The sequence below is a fragment of the Chryseobacterium sp. Chry.R1 genome, from assembly GCF_039645525.1.
Classification (GTDB): Bacteria; Bacteroidota; Bacteroidia; order Flavobacteriales; family Weeksellaceae; genus Chryseobacterium; species Chryseobacterium proteolyticum.
On sequence record NZ_CP151793.1, the window covers coordinates 2633411 to 2656716 of the forward strand.

Sequence of the window (23306 nt, forward strand, 5' to 3'; positions counted from 1 at the left end):
ATGAAACTGACACTTCCCCAACTGGATGTTTTCTTTGAACAACTGCTGTATCCCGATACTCCGATCTATAATATAGGGGCCAAAATAGAAATTAAAGGTGAAATTCAGATTGAAACTTTTAAGAAGGCCTATCGTGAGATGATCAATCAGCACGATGCCTATCGAAGTTTTTTCAGACAATCTGAAGATGAGGTAAAAAAGCATATAAAAGAAGAAGAACCAAGACATTTGGAATGGATCGATTTTTCAAATGAAACTGATGCTGTGAGTAGCGCTGAACACTATATGGAGAGGGAGTTTTTAATACCTTTCAATGTGTTGGAAGATGATTGTCTGTATCGATTTGTTCTTATTAAATGCAGTAATGTTCACTATTACCTTTTCTCAGTGTACCATCACATCATCACAGATGGATGGGGAACCTCTCTTATGTTCCAGAGATTGATTAAAAATTATAATGACATCCTGAAATTTGATATGGTTCAAGACCAATACCCTTACGAATATAGTACGTTTGTAACTCACGATCTGGCTTATCAGGATTCCGATGAATTTTATAAAGATAAGCAGTATTGGGCTGAAAGATATTCAACACTACCTACGGTTGTTTTTAACAGGAAAGATAATAAAGAATACGCTGTTCATGAAAGCGACAGGAAAGAACTAATAGTTCGCAGGGAAGATTATAACAAACTCATAGAATTGGGTAAAAAGCATAATTTCTCTACATTTCACGGATTTTTAGGGTTGTTTTTCTTGTATTTTGGAAGAATTAATCAGAGTGATGATCTAGCCATTGGAATTCCTGTGCTGAACAGAAACACCAAAGTCTTCAAAAAAACAGTTGGATTATTTATGGGAGTTTCACCCTTAAGGATGAGACTGGATTATCAGGCTAATTTGTTGGATCTGATCAATAGTACAAAAAAGCAACTGATGTCCGACTACAGGCATCAAAGATATCCGTTGGGAAAAATTGTAAGTGACCTGAAACTTTTTAATGAAAAAAATAAGCTTTTTAATATTACCCTATCTTACGAGAAACATAATTATGCCGATCACTTTGAAGGTACTCAAACTACAGTGATTCCGCTTACCAATAAATCTGAGAGGTCTGCTTTAGCCTTGTTTGTAAGGGAATTCGATGATAATGAGGATATTAAAATAGATTTTGATTACAATACCGATTATTTTGATGACCAATCTATTGAACAGTGCGTACGACATATTCACTATATGATCGTTAACATCGAAACATTAGCAGCTGAACCTCTGTATAAAATTTCATTTTTGTCTGAGGAAGAAAAAGAAAGTCTCTTCTTATTTAATGAAAGATTCTCATCTAAAGATGAAAATCAAGACCACAATAAAACATTCCTTGATCTATTCAATGAGAAGACTTTAGAATTTCCTGATAAAGTTGCAATTGCCGATGAAAACTTTTCTTTATCCTACACTGAGACTAATAAGATCTCTACACAGATAGCTGATTACCTTCTCCATCATCATAACGATGAAAAGACGGTTGCTGTTTTATTGAACCGGTCGGCTTATATGATTTGTGTTTTGCTGGGAATAATGAAAGCGGGGAAGGCTTATATACCTCTCGATCCTGAATTTCCTGTACAAAGATTGCAGTATATTTTACAGGATAGTAAGGCGCAGCTTTTAATATCTGAGGAAAATATTTCTCTTAATCTTACTGATATCGAGAGTATTTTAGTTTCAGATATTGTAAACAAAAGCCTTAGCAATAAAGAAGTATATGTTAGTCCAACAGATACTGCATATATTATTTATACATCGGGATCTACAGGAAACCCTAAAGGGGTTGAAATTGGGCATGCTTCATTGTTAAACCTGTTAGAAAGTATAAGTGAGAAACCGGGAATCGACGATCAAGACACAATGTATTCAGTAACTACTTATTCTTTTGATATTTCTATTCTGGAGTTTTTTACCCCTCTGATTAATGGTGCCACACTATACATTGCCAGTGAAAAGACCTTGAGAGATCCAGTGGCTACAATACAGGAAATTGTCGAGGTGAAACCCTCTGTTATTCAGGCGACCCCAAGTTTTTTCAAAAGACTTCTTAGTGTAGGCTGGGAACCAGATTCGGAATTAAAAATAATGTGTGGTGGTGATTTGATCAATAATGATCTTATTGAGGAATTGCTTGCATCATGCAAAGAACTTTGGAATATGTATGGACCCACAGAAACTACGATCTGGTCCTCAACAAAAAAGATTGAACCCGGAACGGTACCTCAGAATATTGGTCAACCTATTAAAGAAACTTCTTTCTATATTTTAGATACAGATTTAAATTTACTTCCGGTAAATACTGTTGGTGATATTTATATTGGAGGTAAGGGGATTGCCAAAGGATATTATAATAATGAAGACTTGTCCCTTGAAAGGTTTATAAAAAATCCTTTCAGGAAGGAAGAATTAATGTATAAAACAGGTGATGTAGGCAAATGGAATGAACAAGGTGAAATCTTGTTCTTCGGAAGAAGTGATAACCAGGTTAAGGTAAAAGGATATAGAATAGAGTTAGGAGATATTGAAAACCATCTGAATACGGTGGAGAATATTGAAGATTCTGTTGTAGTGGCTAAAGAAGTGGAGGGCGAAAATCAACTGATAGCATACTTGAAAACTTATGCACCAATTGAGATCTCTTCTCTATATGAGAGATTGCATGAAAAGCTCCCCTATTATATGGTTCCCCAATTTATTTTTCCAATAGAGGAATTTCCCCTAACTCCCAATCAGAAAATAGACAGGAAATCTCTTTCAATGAAAGACTTTCCTTCTCAAGAACCTGCTACAATCCAGATCATTAAAGATGCAGAAATGATGCAAGAATTAAAGGATGTATGGCGGGAAATCTTAAACTATAAGAAAGATATTGAAGATAAAGACAATTTTTTTGAACTGGGAGGCCATTCTTTATTGATTTCCAGACTAGTGAATGTGTTAAACAAGAAGTTTTCTGTCCATCTGACTATGAAGGACGTATTTGAAAATCCTGATTTATCTTCTTTATGTCATACTATTTTAAAGAAAAATGACAGGAACAGTTTGATCTTAAAAGCACAAGATCAGGATCTATATTTGGCAACACCTACACAAAAGAATATTTGGTTGGCCTGCCAGAGAAAAGAAGTTTCTCCTTCGTATAATATGTTGATGGAGTTCGATGTAGCCGGAACCATTAATGTTGTAACATTTGAAAAAGCAGTCAGACAAATAATATCTGCTTCTGAAATTGTAAGAACAAATTTTATTCTGGAGGATGAAGCTGTGATTCAGAAAATCCACTCTTCTGAAGATATTCATTTTGCATTAGAAATTAATGAGGTTGCAAACGAATCCGGATACAGGAAAGTTATTGATGACTATAAAGGCTATTGTTTTGATCTTGAAAAAGAATTATTACTCAAAATGATGATTTTGAAAGTCAGGGGAAAGTACAAAGTTATTTTCCTTGTTCATCACATTATTTTTGATGGAATATCAACAGGAATATTTATAAAACAATTGATATCTCTTTATAATAATCATTCAAATCAAACAGCGGAACTGCGGCCTGAGATTCAGTTCCGGGATTATTCAAATTGGTATTACCAGAATGCAGATCTTGAAAAGAATGACATTTTTTGGAAAAACTATACAAAAGGATATCAATATGAAGCTTTTGTAAAAAAAGAAACTGTAACTGCTGATTCGTATCAGGGAAATATATTTACAATTCCTCTGGATCTGGAAGTAACACAAGGATTATCTGATTTAGCAAAAAAGATGAAAACAACACCTTATCTGCTTATGTTAACATCTTTGTTGATATTTTTACGTAATATTTCCGGGAAGAGAGATATCTGTATTGCTACAATAGATTCAGGAAGGTCTGTACCTCAGGTACAATCGCTTTTAGGTGTTTTCATTAAAAGTCTCTTAGTACGGGTAACATTCGGAGAAGAAGAATTAGGTGAAGTGCTTCATAAAGTGACTCAAGAATTTTTAAAAGTCACAAAATATGAAGAAGTTTCAGACCATTCTTTCGTGAAAAATAATATTGATATCCTTTTTGTAACCCAAGATCCTGAATTAAGTTATAATACAATAAGTGATTTTGCGGACTTTTCTTTACAAAATGTTTCGCAGGATACCACCTACAATAAATTCCCGCTTATCATGAATATGATTAATGAACCGCAAGGCATTCAGCTTGAGATAAGCTATAACAAAAGTCTGTATAAAGAACATATCATTGCAGATTTTTCACAGGCCTACACAGATTTTGTGAAATACCTGTCAACATTGAGATCTGAGGCTGAGCTTGGGTATAAGGATTTTTTCCACAGCAATAATCCGGTAGATATTGATTTTGACTTTTAAAGTTCGAAGATGTTGATACAGTGACTCTATAAATAATAAAAAAATAAAAATTAATAATTCTATATGAAGACCCAAAAAGTAATTTTTTTACTACTCATGATGTTATCCTCATTTTTGTTCGCTCAGAAATGGGAATACACAATTACAAAAACAAAACCATTTTTTGACGTTGAAAACCTCAAAGATGATCAATCGGTTGAATGGGGATACCTCTCAGTTCCTGAAAACTGGATCACTCCGTCAAGCAAAATAAAAATAGCATATGTTGTTTTAAAGAAGAAAAAACAATCCATTCAGAAACCTCTGTTATATATAGAAGGGGGGCCAGGACAATCAGGCATAGGTGCATTCGGGTATTTTAGGAACCATCCATTGAGGGATTACTCAGATATTGTATTGGTGGATGCAAGGGGAGTCGGGAACTCTTTACCGAAATTATGCCCGGAACTTGGAACGGAAATATTTAATATTTTATCTTCAAACGAATCTTCAACAGCAGATGAAAAAAACAGGTCATTTGCCGCAATGAACTGTAAAAATGAACTCATAAGAAAAGGCATTGACCCAGCTAACTATAGCAGTATCAATATTGCCAATGATCTTCATGCGCTTAAAAAGGCTTTACATTATGACAAATGGAATGTACTTGGAGTTTCATATGGGACCTATATTTCGCAGGTATATGCGAACTCATTTCCTGAAGATTTCAATAAAATGATTCTGGATTCTCCGGTTGATAATATCTCTGAATATTACAATAAAATCAACGATCATTATGTGAAAGAACTAAACCTATTTTTTGCAAAATGTAAGCAAAATCCGGCTGTAAATAAAAAATTCCCAAATCTTGAAAAGACCTATTATGAAGTAATAGAAGATCTGGCTAAAAATCCATTAACGGTAGGAGTTCCTAAAGATCTTCTGGAAAAAGGTAGCTTTACTTTTAATAGCGAAGATTTTAAAATTGTAATTCACCAGGCTTTATACACGAAGCAATTAATAGAGGTATTACCCGTTATCATTACCTTATTTCATAAAAGAGATGCGGAAACACTCAGCTCAATTGTAGGTGTATTTTCTGGCGTTTTTAAAGCATTGGACTTTGGGACCTATTATAGTATGGTACTTAATGATGCGGTTCCTTATAATTCATTGAAGTATTATGATGAGGATGCAGCGAATTATCCCGGATTAAAAGGGGGATTATCATTTTACAGAGCCGACTTTCTTGTGGGCAGCCAGTGGAATAATAATAAACAGGTTCCGCAAAATATATTAGACTATGGAAAGATGTCTAAAATTCCAACGATGATCATAGGAGGAGAATTTGACCCCATTACTCCTGTTTCAAATGCACAATCTCTGGCAGGATTACTGAATGCCCAACTGATCATCTTCAAAAATGAAGGTCATGCTCTCTTATTTGGAAAAGAAGGAAGTGATTTTATCAATAATTTCATTAATGATAAAATGCCTTTAAATTCAGGAAGTACACGAGTTATTAATTCTCCGGAAGTGAGGTTTATCACAGATATTCATATTAACTCAGGGATTACCAAATTAGCCATGTTATTATTTGGTGGTTTTGATATCTTGAAAGTTGCTCCGTTGATTCTGGCTTATGGAATTTTATTAGTTGCTATTATTTTCTTTTCTGTAAGTATATGGAAAAGACGAAATGTAGACAAGCTGATCATGAAAACTTTCTACATAATACTAATTATTAATTGTATGATAGGAATAGTACTTATGGCAGGGCTTATCTATGCAATAGTTTATTCTAATAATACTAATTTTTTTATATGTGCTTTTGGTATTCCCGAAAAGTTTGTCAATTTATTTTATTTGTTAAAAGTACATATGATCGTATCCGGGTTATCATTTATATTATTTTTTGTGACCTACACACGACTTAGATACAAAATCATTGTCATTTCAGTACTATTTTCATTTATTTTAATCCTTTCCTATTTCTACTACTGGGGGTTCTTTAGTTAATATCATTTCTAGCCTCTAATTATTATCCTAATTATTATGAAAAAAATAGCATTTATAAATTGTTTTTTCGGGAAAGCCTGGCCGGACTATTTTGATTATTTCCTGAAAGGCTGTGAGTATAATCCAACTATTGATTTTTACATTTTCACCAATATTGCTCCTCAATATAAAATAAAGAATGTCCATTTCATTAAGTTTGATTTACAAAAGTTTAATGAAATGGCAACGGAAAAATTAAAAATTCCGGTCAATATAAAAGATGCCTATAAATTATGTGATTTCAAGTCTTTGTATGGGGTGATACTGCAAGAATATATTTCAAAGTATGACTTTTGGGGATATTGTGATGTCGATTTAATATTTGGTAACATTCGTGCTTTTATTACTAATGAAATGTTAAATCAATATGATGTCATTTCTCCTGTTGATAAATATCCTGCCGGATTCTTTACCTTATATAGAAATACTCCTTTTATAAATAAAATATTCCGGTTAAGTAAAGATTTTAAGAAAATAGTACAAAGTGACCGTCACTTCTGTTTCGATGAATGTAATTTTGAATTTAATACCGTTCAGACTCAAGACATACAGTATATTGATTCTGAAATAGAAAGTATGGCCTTTTTATTAAGGAAGTTGGAACTAAGTAATAAAATCAAATATTTTCATGTAGACATGGCTCAGGAATTTTTATACAGCAGAAATACTCATATATGGAGAGATGGAAACATATACGATTTTATTACAGAAAAGCCTTATTTATTAATTCATTTTATTAATATTAAAGGTTTGCCCACCTTCCATATAGAAAAATACACAAAGACAGAGGTAAACAAAACAGAGGTATTTTATATATCGCCTCAATTTCTTGGCCGGGATTTAAAACGAAAATTTAATTTTCAATTATTTATTAATCCATATCAACGAAGAATTAAAAATATAATAACAAAGGTCAAAGCCATTACATTCGGAAAATCATTTTCTTTTCCTTTTGTAGAAGACTCTCCCTATAAGTCAGCTAATCGGGAAGTGTTCTTCTATAAAAAATCAGATAGAAGTGTTATCATGCTTACTTCAACTGGTAGTATAGATAATTATATATACAATGAAATTTTTCTTTATCAAATAAAAGGAAATCATTACTTCTGTTGGAATAAGATTGATAATATTCAATATTTCGCTAAGTTTCATTACTTAAAAGGTGATGAAAAAGCTTATAAAATTGAGATAGAAGATCTCAAATTAACAGAAAAAGGAACAATGTATTTACTCAATAAATAAAACTAATAGAATGCTACCTGCAGATTACAATAAAACAAAAACACAAGAAATTTTTAAGACCTTTTTTCAATATTATAAACCGCAAAAAAATATTCAGAATGTCGATTGTGAAAATTTGGATTTTATAACCTTACATTCTATTTTGTCATCGACTTTTAAAATAGAAAATGAAATAGGAAAAATAAATCTTGATGATTTAATCAATAGCCCCCTGCCTGCAATTACATTTTTACATATAAATGGAGGTTGTTTTGCTGTAATAAAAGAAATAACAGATCAATATGTAACATGGAAGTCTCCACAATATGGGGAACAAAAAAACAGTATGAACTTATTTAAGAAAATCTATAGTGGTTTAGCATTACGTATTGTCTGATAAGAGAAAAAATAAATTCAAAAATTTGATGCTGATATTTAGAAAAAGATAAACTTTCATTAATTGATATCAATGAAAATGTAAACATTTCAATTATGGAGTTATAAAAAATTATCTAAAGTATTTTATCCATATCTCGGATATGAAAAGACCGTACATGATCTTAAAAAATTACTTTAAATATCAAGCTGCTTGAAACGTACTTAATTAATCTAAAACTTATGTGCGAGTCTACAATTTAAATAAATCAGAGTAAATTTTTTACTCTGATTTTTGCTTTTTTATAGATTTAATATTGTCTTAACGTTCAACAGTAAAAAGGCTTTTCAATTTTAAAAAAGAAAATTATCAAGTAGCTCTATCTTAAAAGAAAACACAGACGGGATTGTTATCAAATAATTTTATCGATAATTGGCTCCGATTGAATGAGTTAAATCGGAATGGAATTGTAATATTCATTTTATCAGATATTTTTATTGAAGGCTAAATTTTCCGGAACTGTAATTTTGAATATTTATAATCGTAATGGATTATTAAATATATTAATTGAATATACTGACGATGTTGTAAAAAAATAGTTTCCCATAATGATTTTATAACTATATTTAACATAAAACAAAATATTAGTTAATGTTATGGGGAATTATCCAGTGCCTAATAATGAACAGGGGAGAGTAAAAAAACTGGAACTATTTGATCTTCTGAATCTGCCGAAGGATCCTCAATTAGATATTTTTGCAGAAACTGCTTGTCTGGTTACCGACTGTCCCAGCTCTCTTATTGCTATTATGGAAAGTGATATCCAGATGATACAGAGCTGTATTGGGATTTCTTTGGATAGCGTGGAGCGTGAAAATACACTTTGCCAGTATTCTATTGCAAACGGAGATGTGTTGGTGATCCCTGATACGCTCGCTGACGACAGATCATCCGGGAATTCTATAATTCTGGAAAGTGGTATCCGCTTCTATGCAGGGGTACCGCTGATAGATGATGAAGGATTTGCATTGGGTACATTGTGCGTTATTGATTTTAAGCCTAAAAACCTATCCGAAAACCAAATAGATACTCTGAAAAAAATTGGAGAAGCTATCACCAATTTATATATCGGCAAAAAAAAGAATAAACAGGCTGAATATTTCCAACAGACCTTTGATATTTCTAATAACCTGATTTGCGTTCTTGATAACAAATTTATCCTTAAAGAAGCAAATCCCACCTTTGAAAAAATATTCGGCATAGCTCCAAAAAAAGCAGTTCATCAGAGTTTTTTAACGATTATAAAAAAGCAGGATGACGATTGGCAACTCAAACTCGAAAGCTTTCTTAAGACAGATGAGGAACTGGTTTTTACTACCTCTACAAAAACTGATGATGCTGGTGCTATAATTATAGAATGGTACCTGAAGCCAAACCATGACCATTCAGAGATTTTTTGTTTCGGCATTAATATTACCCAGCATATCGAAGAAAAGCGCCAGCTTGAAAGTTCCGAACGCCGTTTTAGAAGCTTCTTCGAAAATGCCATTGGGTTGATGAGCATGCACGATATGGAAGGAAATATTCTTGAGGTGAATCAAAAAGGTAGAGAAACCCTGCATTATTCTGCGGAGGAAGTAAACGGATTAAATCTGAAAGATCTCGTTCCTGAACAAAATAGTTCTTTACTGGAAGAATATTTAGAACGCATCAATCAGAATAAGGAAGATTTCGGAACAATGATCCTCAAGTCAAAAGAAGGTGAAGAACTGTTTTGGATGTACCATAATCTTGTGGAAATTGATAAAGACGGAAAACCGTATGTGGTAAGTACAGCGTTGAACGTAACGGAAAGAATGAGCCTGGAAAAGGATCTTCTTTATGCCAAGAAAATGCTTGAGCAAACTAGCTCGGTCGCTCAGGTGGGTGGCTGGGAAGTCAACCTTAAAAATAAATCTGTAATCTGGTCCAAAACAGCAAAAGAAATCCATAAAATAGATCAGGAATTCCAGCCCGACTTTGAAAATGCAATCGGTTTTTATAAAGAAGAAGATAAACAAAAAGTTGAGTTCTTATTTAACCGGGCTGTTTCAGAAGGTATTCCTTATGATGCGGAATTTCAGCTTATCCGCAATGATGGAGTTACGATCTGGGTAAGAGTAAAAGGAATTCCGGAGTTTGAAAACGGAGTATGTACCAGGGTGTACGGAATCATTCAGGATATTGATGCTTTTAAAAATATATATCTGGAACTGGAGAAGAAAGAAGCAATGATGCAGTCTTTTGCTACTTATGTTCCCGTTGCAGTAGCGATGTTTGATAAAGAACTTAATTATGTTTCGGTAAGTACAAGCTGGAAGGAAGAATTCAATATGAATAATATGGAACTGATGGGAGAGAATATTTATACCATTTCTCCTAACGTTCCTGAAGAAAGAAAGGCCATCTACAAAAATGCTTTAGAAGGCAAGGTCTATAAAAATGATGATTTTGCCATTGAAGTTCCACATAAAGAAGGCATCCAACATTATAACCTTGAAGTAGGACCGTGGTATCTTTCTGATGGTGTAATAGGTGGCGTAATTGTTTCTGTACAGAACATTACCGATATTGTAAAAACTAATGAAGAACTCAAAAATGCAAAGAAAATGGCGGATATTGCAAGCAAAGCAAAATCAGAATTTCTTGCCAATATGAGTCATGAGATCCGCACGCCTCTGAATGGAGTGATCGGATTTTCAGATCTGCTTTTGAAAACTCCTCTCAATGAAATACAGACTCAATATCTTAATTATATAAATGAATCGGGGGAAAATCTACTCAATATAATTAATGATATCCTGGATTTTTCGAAAATAGAATCTGGAAAAATGGAACTCCTTATCGAAAGATCGAATGTTTATGATTTAGTTAGCCAGGTCATCAATGTGATCCTTTATCAATCACAGAAAAAAAACATTGAGTTGCTACTCAATATTGAACAGGGATTGCCGAAAGTAATTTGGCTTGACGAATCCAGAATGAAACAGATTCTCATTAATCTGTTGGGTAATGCCGTTAAATTTACACATCGTGGCGAAATTGAGCTTAAAGTAGAAAAGCTGAATATAACAGGAAAAAATATATCATTAAGATTTTCCGTACGAGATACCGGGATAGGTATTCCGCTTGAAAAGCAGCAGCATATTTTTGATGCCTTTACCCAGGAAAACAGTTCCATCAGCAAGCATTACGGGGGAACGGGACTGGGACTAACGATATCCAATAATATTCTGGCCTATATGGGAAGCCATCTTTCCCTGAACAGTATACCGGAAAAAGGATCCGTATTTTTCTTTGACATTGAAGTTCCCTATGAGGAATCTGAAGGTATTGAAGAAGAAGAACTGAAAATAGAAAAAGTTCTTATTGTTGATGATAATGAGGCGAACAGGATCATTCTCCAGCACATGCTGGCCTATAAAAATATTGGGTCAAAATTAGCAGCCAACGGGATGGAAGCTTTGCAGATTTTATTGGATGGAGAACATTTTGATGTTATTTTGATGGATTATCATATGCCCATTATTTCAGGGTTGGAAACTATTGAGAAAATTAAGGAATTATTTGCTCAAAAAAATGAAACTTCACCCCTGGTTATCCTTCATACTTCTTCGGAAGAGCATGATGTGCTCAACTCTTTCCGGCAAGAAGAAAATTCTTACTTCCTGCTAAAACCTATAAAATCAGAAGAACTCTACCGAACTTTAAAACGTGTAGTACATGATCATGTAAAAGAAATACCGGCAGCTGATGAGCAGGAAGCAGAAAATTTTTTATTCCCACCGCATCTTAAGGTTTTACTTGTTGATGATAACCCTGTGAATATGGTTCTTAACAACAAAATGATGAAATCTTTGATTCCCGATGCTGAGCTTACAGAATCGGTAAATGGACTGGAAGCAGTGGAACGATGTAAAAACAAACATTTTTCGGTGATACTGATGGATGTCCAAATGCCCGTAATGGATGGTATTGAAGCTACTAAACAAATTCGTCTTCTTCCAGGATACCAGGATGTTCCGATCATTGGTGTAACAGCAGGAACCATCATCGGGGAAAAGGAAAAATGCATCATATCCGGAATGAATGATTTTCTTCCGAAACCCCTGAGACAGTCGGATCTTTTGGAAATGCTAGAAAAATACATCTCCGTTCAAACGATAGAAACCGAAAATACTGTAAAAACTGAGAAATATCTTGATCTGAATCTTCTCAATGATCAAACGGGGGACGATGATGATTTTAGAGCGATTTTCCTGGATCTGGTAATCCAACAGCTCTCTGAGGCGGAAAATAATATAAGAACTGCATCGGCTGAAGAAAACAGAGATGAGTTGAAGAAAGTCCTTCACAAACTAAAAGGTACAGCCGGAACTGCCGGATTGATAAAGCTGGCAGAAACTGCTTTATACTGGGAAAAGAAAGCGGATGAAACTAAGGATTTCACCTCTTTACAGAAGCAAATTATCAATGAAATAACAATCGGATTAAATTTAATAAAAGGTTTAATACAATAAAAACAAAAGACTATGTTGATTCTGATCGCTGAAGACGATGAACTGATTCTAAAAACGATAGAACACAAATTACTAAAGGAAGGGCATGAAGTAATCCTTACCCGTAATGGTAAAGAAGCCATCGAAACCTTAAAAGAGAAAGATGTAGACCTTGCCATCACCGATATCATGATGCCTTTTGCTTCAGGAATAGAAATACTTTCTGCCATACAAACCATGGGAAAGGAGATTCCTGTCATTATGCTATCCAGTATGGGGCAGGAAGAGGTGGTACTAAACGCTTTTGATCTGGGAGCTTCTGATTTTATTGTAAAGCCGTTCAGTCCTAATGAATTGATGTTGAGGATAAAAAGATTTACCCCTAAATAATAGAACGATGCTGTTAGCCACTTCTGTACATTTTCTGTTTCTTATCTTCCTTGGGATGTTGTCTCTCGTATTGTTATTGATTACAGGGATTCTTGTTTACAGTTTTTTTCGGTACAAAGAATCTGTGAGAATCTCGGGGTGGATGAAGGTTATTAATCAAAAAATATCGGAAGTTATTGTTTATGAGGATGAAGAAGTTGCTCTTGATCAGAATTTTGTACTTCTTTCCAGGAGTCCTTCATTTAGAAATCTATTCCTGCAAAAACTGGTAGATTCCGAAAAGAAATTTTCAGGGGCTGCAAAAATTAAAATTAAAAATCTGTTTAAAGAATACAATCTCCGGCAGGAAGCCGCTAAAAAGCTTGATCAGAAAGAAAGCCAATATAATCCTGAGCACTTTTCGTATAATAGCGTACTGTTCCGGTATAGGAATGCGAGATATTTTTGTTATCCGGCGTAATGTAGGTTCTTATATTAAACCAGAAATTCTTGTAATATTTTCCGATAGATGCTGTGTACATCCAGATGCTGTTGCTGAAATAAAGCTGTCTGTATCCGATTTCTCCTTCGAAACTCTTAGGAAGATTAGCATAAAGGGATACCCCTGTACGGTATTTCGGGAAAAGCCCGACATCATTGGAATAGGCACCTCCCACATACAAGTAAAATGTTTTTGATAACCGTGGATAAGCTTCCAGCTCAATCTGGGTACCGTCTTGAGCAAATTTGTTGGCATAATTCCCTCTGATAATCACGGCTCCAATAGGGGTAGCCCTTTTATAGCTGATCCCTACAACATGCCAGTCGTCATCAAACTGCTTATCAAAATGGGAATAGTTATAAAGAATGCTTATCGCGTTTTTAGAAGTAAACTCTTTCACTTTTACGGCAAGGCTATTGGCTTCCGTGTTTTTCGGATCGATGGCTAAAATGGATTTAATGGCTTTTTCGGATTCAATATAATCTTTGTCCGTATAATTTACTTTCGCTTTTAAAAGTAAAAGTGCTTTAGATTGCGGATGAAAAGATAACCCTTTGTCGAGGATCTCTTTGGCTTTACTATACTGGTCATTCCAATATTCTAAGGAAGCATAGGCAATAAAGTAATCTTCATCCTGTATATTTTTTTTCCTAAGTGCTTCAAAAACGGTTCTTGCAGACTCCGGATCCTTATTCCACGTATAAACTCTTCCTAAAAAAATTGAAATATCGGTATAATCGGGGGCTTTTTCCAGGGCTTGTTTAGCCAATACAATAGAGTTGGTATAATCCTTATTTTCAAATGCAGCAGTTCTTGCTTTTGCAAATAATTCGTCGGCTGACAGATTTTGCTGCGCATGTATTTGTAACGGAAATAATATCAGAAGAACTAAATAGCCAAAATATATTCTCATTGAGGTGAAATTCTTAATCAATATAAAGACGAATTGTATCTTTAACAAATATATTAAACTTTTTTAAGTAATTCATTGTAATTATTTCCATTAAATAAGGGCCGTAAAGTTGATAGGAGCTCCTGTCTCTCCATCTTATTACTACTATGAGATCAAAGCATTCATAAGATTCTTGTAAAGAAAGATAATACAGAGAAGTTACAATACATATTCAATAATGTATTTTAGTTAAAATTCAAAATAATTAGATTGTTTTCAAATACAGTTCCTTCAGTTCTTCAGCTGAAAACGCTTTGGATGGAATATTTTGCACCAGTTCTCCCTGTTTCATAATTCCGATATTCGTAGCGACACTTACCGCGTTGAAAATATCATGGGTGGCCATTAAAACAGTTCGTCCTTCTAAGCCTAGCATTCTTACAATTTCTGTAAATTCAGCGGTGGCAATCGGGTCGAGTCCGCTGGTCGGCTCATCAAGGAGCAGAACTTTGGCATCTTTAGCGAGAGCGATAGCAATTCCAACTTTCTGCCGCATTCCTTTTGAATAACTTCCTAAAGGTTTATTATGAGCAGTTTCTTGTAAACCGGTTTGTTGTAAAAGACCAGAAAGTTCTTTTTTATTATAATTAAATCCCGCAATTTTTGAAAAGAAATCAAGATTTTCAATTCCGGTAAGATTCGGATAAAGTAATACAGTTTCAGGAATATATGCCAGGTGTTTTTTAATTTTTTCGGGATGATCTTTTACTGAAATATTGTTAATGAACGCATCACCGGAAGTAGCTTTAATCAGGCCTAAAAGAATATTGATAGTTGTACTTTTTCCGGCTCCGTTCTGTCCGAGAAGGGCAAAGATTTCCCCTTCCTGAATTTCAAGATCAAGAGATTTTAAAGCGGTAAAATCGTTGTATTTTTTGTGAAGTTTGATGGTTTTTAACATAGCTTTCTGAATTTGTTTTGTGAAAGGATTAGCAATAAAAAAATTAAAATGAAATAGGGAAGAAGTAAGCTGAAAAGATTAATTATCTCAGAATCCGTAAAGATTTTTACAGTCTGTTTTTTCCAGTCGATCATTTTTCCGTTTATATTTTCAAAAATATAAGGATAGAAATACAGCCTTTGTTTCTCGTGGAAATTTTTCAGGCTTTCTGCATAATTTAGCTGATTTTCCATTCCTGTTCCGGCAACATTGCTCTGAATCCATTGTGTTTGAATATTCGGTAAAATATACCCTAAGTAAATGGCTGCATTGTTTCTGCTCTGCATTTTTTCATGATATTTTTTTGAAGAAGCCGCTGATTCCACATCCGCCATGTGCTGCATTGCGTAATACCAGGCGTAAGAAAAGTCACTGTTTTCCGCAATCTCGTATTGGCTGAACTGGGGATAGATTTTATAGAATTTCTGCATTGTAGGAACTTTCGGTTCATCCCACTTGTTGTGATAACCTTCCCGTTGTTCGATTTGTGCCTGCAATCCTTCTTTTACAGGAATCAATTTCTGTATCATCATATTTGCAGTCATCGGAATTACAAAATTCATGCTCAGCCAGAAAATCACCAGGGTTAAAGCATTCCACGAAGAGGACTTCTGATAACCAATAATCCATCTACATAAGGCAAACCAGAAAGCCAAATATAGAAAACCGGACAAAGCAAAAATAGTGAAGGCCAGGTCTACAGGAATTTTAATGTAAAAAAGGGCAGCAATTAACAATAAAACATAAACCGAGCTTACGGCCAGGAAACGGAACAGCAACTTAGCATCAATCAGCTTTCTTACATTTTGACTTTGCACTGAGAGTAATTTCCAGGTTCCTTTTTCTTGATCTTCGGAAATGATATTGTAGCACAAGGCAATAATCACGAGTGGAAAAAGAAATATCATCACAAAAGAGAAATCGAAATTTCCAACCGCTGCATTCGCAGGGTTGAAAAAATCGGAATTGTTTTTTTGTTCTTCCAGGTTTCGTATTGTAACGCCCTGAATGGAAGGATTCAAATCTCTCATACCGATATTTAAAGCAGCTAGTCTGGGTATTTCATTCACGAGATTAAATTTCACATAATAGAGTAAAAGACCGATGTTATCGCTGTGTAATTCCACATTTTTAGCGATGCTGTTTTTTTGATAGGTTGCACTTTTAGCCATAATTTCTTCATTCCTGTCCAGAAATTTTTTACCGGTGTACAAAGAGCATAAACCGGCGAAAAGAAGAATCAACAAAGAAATAATGTAGGCTTTGTTGCGGTAAAACTGTTTAAATAAATAATGATTCATTAGATTAATTTTAAATTTTTTGCACTTAATTCAATCATCAGAACACAGGCAAGGAGCCAGAAAAGAATAGCAACCAGAGGAAGAATCTGGTTACCCAGACTTTCTTTAACTGACGTAAACTCATAATGAAAATCAGGAAATTCCTGCCAGTTTTTTTTGCTTACCATTGCCTGTTTTTCACCTTTTTTGGGTGGAGTGTTGCGGATGTGCTCAATCTGTAAATCATTCATTCGCTGGGCGAGTGTGTAGCGGTATTCCTCTGCCTGATTCTGAAATTGCCGGTACGCAAAATAATCTGTTCCCGAAGCGGTCACTGAAAGATTTTTAATCGCCATCACAGGATTGATGAAACCGAAAATTTCATTCAGTTTTTGCTGTTGATCGTATTGATCCTGAAGTCTTTTTAAATGATCAACATAGAGTTTTGCACTTATTCTTTCTCCTTCTTTCATCACAATTCCACCGTAATTAACCGGAAGTTCATCCGTTGTTTTCACATTGTATTTTGCCAGAAGCGAATCTTTAATGTGTTTAAAATGCGGATCGTTGGGGTTGTGGCTGTCGCCTACTTTCATAACATCCTCTTCTACCTGGGTTTCAAAGGCAATTCTTGATGGAGTAGGATAGAGATTCTGCGCTGCAAACTGAATTCCTTTAGGTAAAAAAATCGACAGGATTATCCATGAGCCAATTAAACTGATTAAGGCGGATGACGAAGCTTTGCTTTTTGCAGAAATTAAAACCGTCAATGTACTGAAAAAAAAATAATAGATCATATACGCCGGAAAAAGGATCAGTATTCTTGATAAAATATCAGTAAAATGGCTTGATTCAACCATAAGTCCCGCCATTAAAACGATGGCAATCACAGGAATCAGAAACAATAAAGAAAACTGCCAGAGACCAAGGATTTTTCCCCATATAATAGCTCGTGCGGAGGCCCCCTGAACGGTAAGGATTTTCAGTGTGGCGTCTTCTCTTTCACGGACAATCAGGCTAAAACCGAGAAATAAAATAATCAAAGGAACAATTGCCTGCAGAATGAATGCTGCACTGAACGCTCCGAAACGTACGAGAATCCCTGAACTTCCGGCTTCCGAAAGGTTAGCGGTATTTTGTTTATGGGCTTCAAGGAAAATAACATTTCCAAGGTAATCGTCCAATCCGTTATCAAAAATACTTAACGGATGCCCGATTCTGAAAACGAGATAACCATAGTGGGCCATCCTGTGCGGATGCTTATCAGGCCTGTGTTCCCAGTTTTCACGGGTTTCTTTACGGTATTCCCTTATTTTTGAATAGGTTTCACCGTATTTTGTAAACCCTATTCCAATGCTTATAAAGCAGAACAGGAGAACAGTAATGGCAATGAGCAGGTTTTGTTTACTTTTAAATAAATCCTGCCGGGTTTTTCTTACAATGAGTTTCAGGTTTGAAAAAGCCATGGTTTAAAATTTATAAGTTGCTGTAAATAGATAATTTCTTGGGGCTCCCGGGAACAGTCTCAGGTAGTTCTGAGCTCCTACCCAGTACGTTGTATTGGTCATATTGTTCACATTCAAAGCCAGCTGAAGCTTAGTTTGCGGTACGGAATAATAAATTGCCGCATCCACGGTAGCATAAGCGGGAAGTTCGAAACTTCTGGTGAACCAGGGAATTTTTTTACTTTGATAGAGCATTCCCGCACCCATTCCGAAGTCTTTTAAAAGCTGAATTTTGGTGAAATTATACCTCGTCCAGATATTGACGGAATTTTTTGATGTATTTTCTTTAGCTAAACCAATTAAAGCAGGATTAGAATCATCCAGAACTTTTGCATCAATATAGCTGTAACCAGCATAAATGTGCCATTGCGGAAGAATATGACCCGTAAACTCAGCCTCAAAACCACGGCTCCTGTCTGCGCCACGCTGGATCAGTTGATCGGGCTCCGCAGGATTATTGGCGTTCATCAGGATATTTTTCTGATTGATTTCATAGATGGAAAAAGTGGCATTAATTTTTCCAAAAAGCTTGGTTTTGACTCCGAATTCTTTCAGATCGGAAAGCAGGGGTTTGTACAATGATGCGGAAATTGCACCTGTAAAATTGGCTGTTTGCGGCATCAGGGTGACCGTATTGGATTGTGGCTGATACCCTGTAAGATATGTTGCGTATATGTTTGTATTTTCTGTGATGCTGTACGTCAGGCCGACCCGGTAAAGCATCTTCTGATTTCTGAAAGAACTTTCTTCCGCTTTCTTATATTGGGTAATGTCCTGAAACCATTCCTGTCTGAGTCCCGCCAGAAGTTTAAACTTTTTCCACGTCAGTAAATGTTGTACATATGCTGCATGAGTAGTTGTTAAAGCCGTTGGTAACGGGTTGATGATATTCAAAACAGTATAGTTATTCCCTTGATGGTTTGCCGCTCCGGGCGTCAGGTCGAATGGGCTCACATTGGGGGTGGGAAATATAATGCCATTATAAACCGATGTCTGATATAAAGCAGCATTGGCTGGATTATAAGATGAGCTTACTGTTCCATCCTTCATCATGAAACCTCTTGCCGCATCTTGTTTTCCGCCGCTTTTTTTCTCCCAGATATGACTGTCATATCCTACTAACGTCTGATGTTCAAGGGATCCTGTTCTGTAAGTAAAATTAAAATAGGCATTAATATTATCTACCGACCAATGCTGAATTCTTTCCATATACTGCATCATCACCAGGCTTGAAATCTGGTTATTGCTGATATCCGGCACAAAAGAATTTGTCGTCCTCGTTTCATGGATGTCTTCGTTCCAGAACTGTTTCATATAAGAAGCATTAAAACTGATGTTTTTATTGAAATGATGGGCTAGACTTCCCATCAGAGTAAGGTCTTTTGTTTTAAAATAGTCACCCGGAGCCCCCAGATTTAAACTGACAGGAGTACTGTTGAGATCGGTTTTTCCGGCAACTGCTCCAAAGATAGGCTGTCCTCTGTCGAGGTTTCCGTTCATTTCGTTGTAAATCATTTCTACATTCACCGATGTTCTATCATTAGGGATAAAGGAGATCGAGGGAGCTATTAAAATTCCGTTATTTTTTACATGATCCCGAAACGATTTGGCATGCTGATGGGCACCGTTGAAACGGTATAAAAGCGTTTTACTGGTATTCAAAGGTCCGGTTACATCTGCGGAAAGGCGATAGGTATCAAAGCTTCCTCCCGATAAACTTACTTCGTAACGGGAATTTGCCAAAGGTTTTTTAGTTACCATGTTGATGGTTCCTCCTGGGTCTACGCTGGACATGGTAATACTTGCCGGACCTTTAAAAACCTCCACACGCTCGATGTGTGAGGTCATCGGCTGAAGAAAATAATATTGCCTGGTGCGCATTCCATTAATGATCTGGCCTTCTTCATTCTGGCTGATTCCCCGGATGCTGTACTGATTATAAAAACTTACATTGGAAACGCCTGCAACATTTTTCAGTACATCTCCCAGCCTGAACGCCTGCCTGTCGTTGATGAGTTCTTTGGTAACCGTATTGAGCGTGAGCGGAAGATCTTTGTTTTTCATCGCAATCTTAGTGGCCGCAAATGAATAATCGGAAATATAATCTTTGGATTTTCGCCCTGTAATTTCTACCGTCTGAATAGTGACGGGAATTGAATCTTTTTTAATTTTCTGAGCATGGATCGCACCTGAGAATATGATACAACCTAAGCCTGCTAAATGAAAAGTTTTAGTGGGAATAAAATGTATGATTCCAGGATTATAAGCATTAAATGACATAAATAGAGAGTAAAATGGGTATAATTAAATACCTGGTGAGTAAAGAATATCTTATTCTGCTTTTAAAATAAAATATCCCAAAAAGACAGTTACTGCAGATAACAAATCTGTAGCTAAAAGAGTTTAGTTTGAAAAACTAGAAATCAGGAGAGAACGGGAGGAGCCCTGGAAGAGAAAAAATCAAGGAGACAACGGTATGATACGGCCTTTGGCTGAAGTATTTCGTTATCATTTGAATCGTTTATGGCAAAATTTAGATTCTGAATTTCCGGAAGAAGACTTGTATTCATCTGCAAATGGAGTGCACATTGGCAGTCGTCCTGGGAAACTGTAGGGGCTTTTTCCTTTTTAGAATCTTTTTTGTTGTCAATTTTGGTTGTTACATGTTTCGCATGTTCAAGACATATGCTTATTCCACTGACGTTCGAAAGAAAGATCAGTAACAGAGAAAAGGTAAAAAAGATTTTCAATGTTTTTTGCATAAGAAGCGGTAAAAGTAAGGATAAAATTTTATAAAATGAAACTTTGTTGCAATATTGAATGTCGCCAACCCAAAAATAACAAGCAAAACATAAACTCTATGTTTGAGCAGTTAGCTTGTTGGATATGGGAAAAGAACTTCTTATAGCAGTATTAAATGCTATAGGGGATAATAGTTCTGAAGAAGGTAACGCACAAAACCGTAGAGTAGAGCTTGCGAAAAAATAATATAAATGCTGCAATATCGGAGAATTGTAGCTATTTGGCTTAAAAAATCCCAACGAAAGCTGGGATTTTTTTATTGAAGTTTTATTAAAGAATAATTCTTATCATCCGGTATTATTCGCTTTTAGGAATATCAGGTTTAATAAAAAAGACACATGCGCCGGCAGTCAGAAATAATATTCCGGAGACCATAATGGCTGAAGAAGGATTACTATTCAGAAAGAAATTAAAAATAGTCCCGAAAGACAGGGTCTGAATCAGCATGGGAATAACGATCATCATATTGATAACTCCCATGTAGATTCCCCTTTTCCGGTGAGGGATAGAAGGGGAAACGATGGAGTAGGGCAAGCCCATCATGGAAGCCCATCCAATTCCAAGAGCCACCATTGGGATAAGAATAGCATATTCATTCCTGATAAAAGGTAACGTCATTATTCCCAATCCTGTAAGGAATAGACAGAAAATATAAGTGTTTTTTGAACTGAACTTTTTAGCAAAAGGTACCAGGAGTAATGCGGAAATCATGGTCACAATATTATAAGAACCATTCATAAGTCCCGTTTGTCCTACTGCTACTTCTACCTGGTGCAATATGTTTTTTGCCCAAGTCAGGTCGGATGCTGCAATGGGTATTCCGCTTTTAGTGCTTTCCAGAAGATGATGGGCTTTCATTTCATCAGCTTCGGAAACGCCGTACAGTGACCATTTCAGCATGGGCGTGATAAACTGCCAGTACACAAAAAGGGCATACCACTGGAAAAGGTACACCAGGGCCAGTTGCCAGAGAACTTTCGGCATCTCTCTGATGGCAATGATTATTTCTATAAAAGGAGTAAAAAACGTGCTGCTTTCTTTGGCTTTTTTTATGTCCTTAAGCTCATCTTCGGTGGGCGGAATCTCCGGTGTCTTATACACAGACCAGGCTACCGATGCAATGGAGCAGAAGGAACCTAAGAAAAAAGAATAGTAAACCCAGACCGGAATACCGCCGTTCGTAGAATTTCCTGCGAGATATTTCTGAAAAACAAACAGTGAAAGATTTGCCAGGGTAATACCCGCCCCTACAAACAGGCTCTGCATCTGAAAGCCGAATGTCTGCTGGTCTTCAGGGAGCTTATCACCAATAAAAGCACGGTAAGGCTCCATAGCTGTATTATTCGCCGCATCCAGGATCCATAACAAACCCGCTGCCATCCAGATGGTAGAACTGAAAGGGAATAAAAATAGAGCAATGCTGCAAAATAGAGCACCGAGCAAAAAGAATGGCTTTCTTCGTCCCCACCTAGGACTCCAGGTCTTATCACTGATGGCTCCTATCAGAGGCTGTATCAGTAACCCTGTGATAGGCCCGGCCAGATTCAGGATAGGAAGCTGCTCAGCATGGGCACCCAAAAAAGAATAAATAGGATTTACGGCCGTCTGCTGAAGTCCGAAACTGTACTGAATACCAAAAAATCCGACATTCATGTTCCAGATCTGCCAGAAGCTCAGATGGGGAATGATTCTTTTTGCTTTCATAAACGGGTATTTAAAAGTTCATAGTTTTTCCCCAGAATAAGATCTGCTTTATTTTTAAAATTTCTGATAATCTGATGTTCTATTTCCAATACTTTTTCTATAAAATCACTTTGTTCATCCCGGTTACGGTTCATCCGGTTTCTGTAAGTATCCTTATAATCCCTGTCTATGAAAATTTTAAAATCAAAAGCTTCAATTTCAAGGACGTAAGTGCCTTCTGCAATAATAATACTATATTCTGATGTATCCGCTATTTCGTTGCTTATAGTGTTTTCACCGTAGTTCACCAAAGGTTTTTCTATTTCCGGATCTCCATTTTTAAAGTCCCTTATATTTTGAGAAAGTGTATCGAGATCAACTTCAAGTATGCCTACGTTGTCCAGAGACTGCAAACGGTTTTCGTGATTTGTTTTCGGGGGAAGTTTAAAGTAATCATCCATTTGCAGAACGATGCTCTTCAGGTTTTCCTGTTCCAGGATCTTCTGAACGGCAAAAGCTGTTACGGACTTTCCGCTTCCGCTTTCTCCTGCAATTCCTATCGCTATTTTCTGGTCTTTATGTAAAGTGAAACGTTTTTTCAGTATTTCTGTGATCTCTCTGGCAGTTGCCAGATGTTTTTCTTTCAGTTCTATAATATCTCCAATCATTTTTTTAATTTTTTGAACCTATCTTG

General features: G+C 35.8%; 14 protein-coding genes. 6 read left to right on the top strand and 8 right to left on the bottom strand.

All coding sequences use genetic code 11. The features are described 5' to 3' along the window. The 6 genes from AAEU33_RS11910 (at window position 1) to AAEU33_RS11935 (ending at window position 12969) form a co-directional block, all read left to right on the top strand. Window positions 1-4407, top strand: a complete 4407-nt coding sequence (locus AAEU33_RS11910) for an amino acid adenylation domain-containing protein (protein WP_345987708.1) — start codon at window positions 1-3, stop codon at window positions 4405-4407. 63 nt (window positions 4408-4470) lie between these two features. Continuing rightward, window positions 4471-6405 carry an alpha/beta hydrolase gene (locus AAEU33_RS11915; protein ID WP_345987709.1) on the top strand — a complete coding sequence of 645 codons (1935 nt, stop codon included), beginning with the start codon at window positions 4471-4473 and terminating at the stop codon, window positions 6403-6405. A 36-nt stretch (window positions 6406-6441) separates the two neighbouring features. Continuing rightward, window positions 6442-7686 carry a DUF6625 family protein gene (locus AAEU33_RS11920; RefSeq protein ID WP_345987711.1) on the top strand — a complete coding sequence of 415 codons (1245 nt, stop codon included), beginning with the start codon at window positions 6442-6444 and terminating at the stop codon, window positions 7684-7686. Window positions 7687-7696: 10 nt separating this feature from the next. After that, the gene (locus AAEU33_RS11925) at window positions 7697-8062 is read left to right on the top strand and encodes a cysteine peptidase family C39 domain-containing protein (RefSeq protein ID WP_345987712.1); all 366 of its coding nucleotides are present in this window, start codon (window positions 7697-7699) and stop codon (window positions 8060-8062) included. 635 nt (window positions 8063-8697) lie between these two features. Then, the gene (locus tag AAEU33_RS11930) at window positions 8698-12600 is read left to right on the top strand and encodes a PAS domain S-box protein (RefSeq protein ID WP_345987714.1); all 3903 of its coding nucleotides are present in this window, start codon (window positions 8698-8700) and stop codon (window positions 12598-12600) included. A 12-nt stretch (window positions 12601-12612) separates the two neighbouring features. Further along, on the top strand, window positions 12613-12969 hold the full coding sequence (locus AAEU33_RS11935; protein ID WP_172279099.1) for a response regulator: 357 nt from the start codon (window positions 12613-12615) through the stop codon (window positions 12967-12969). A gap of 353 nt (window positions 12970-13322) precedes the next feature. On the opposite strand, the gene AAEU33_RS11940 is transcribed toward AAEU33_RS11935, so the two are convergent. The 8 genes from AAEU33_RS11940 to AAEU33_RS11975 form a co-directional block, all read right to left on the bottom strand. Next, complete coding sequence (locus AAEU33_RS11940; protein ID WP_345987715.1) at window positions 13323-14363, bottom strand: YaiO family outer membrane beta-barrel protein; 1041 nt, start codon at window positions 14361-14363, stop codon at window positions 13323-13325. Between the two features lie 244 nt (window positions 14364-14607). Beyond that, a complete protein-coding gene (locus tag AAEU33_RS11945) occupies window positions 14608-15303 on the bottom strand; it encodes an ABC transporter ATP-binding protein (protein WP_345987717.1) in 696 nt (231 codons plus the stop codon). Continuing rightward, window positions 15297-16643: a DUF3526 domain-containing protein gene (locus tag AAEU33_RS11950; RefSeq protein ID WP_345987719.1), complete on the bottom strand. Its 1347-nt coding sequence runs from the start codon at window positions 16641-16643 to the stop codon at window positions 15297-15299. Before AAEU33_RS11950 ends, AAEU33_RS11945 begins: the two co-directional genes overlap by 7 nt. Further along, window positions 16643-18088: a DUF3526 domain-containing protein gene (locus AAEU33_RS11955; protein ID WP_345987720.1), complete on the bottom strand. Its 1446-nt coding sequence runs from the start codon at window positions 18086-18088 to the stop codon at window positions 16643-16645. The genes AAEU33_RS11950 and AAEU33_RS11955 overlap by 1 nt, the downstream gene beginning before the upstream one ends. 3 nt (window positions 18089-18091) lie before the next feature. After that, complete coding sequence (locus AAEU33_RS11960; RefSeq protein WP_345987722.1) at window positions 18092-20407, bottom strand: TonB-dependent siderophore receptor; 2316 nt, start codon at window positions 20405-20407, stop codon at window positions 18092-18094. A 143-nt stretch (window positions 20408-20550) separates the two neighbouring features. Next, window positions 20551-20877, bottom strand: coding sequence for a hypothetical protein (locus AAEU33_RS11965; RefSeq protein ID WP_345987723.1), 327 nt, complete (start codon window positions 20875-20877; stop codon window positions 20551-20553). Window positions 20878-21226: 349 nt separating this feature from the next. Continuing rightward, a complete protein-coding gene (locus AAEU33_RS11970) occupies window positions 21227-22633 on the bottom strand; it encodes an MFS transporter (protein WP_345987725.1) in 1407 nt (468 codons plus the stop codon). Continuing rightward, window positions 22630-23280 carry a zeta toxin family protein gene (locus AAEU33_RS11975; protein WP_345987726.1) on the bottom strand — a complete coding sequence of 217 codons (651 nt, stop codon included), beginning with the start codon at window positions 23278-23280 and terminating at the stop codon, window positions 22630-22632. The genes AAEU33_RS11970 and AAEU33_RS11975 overlap by 4 nt, the downstream gene beginning before the upstream one ends. Window positions 23281-23306 lie beyond the last annotated feature (26 nt).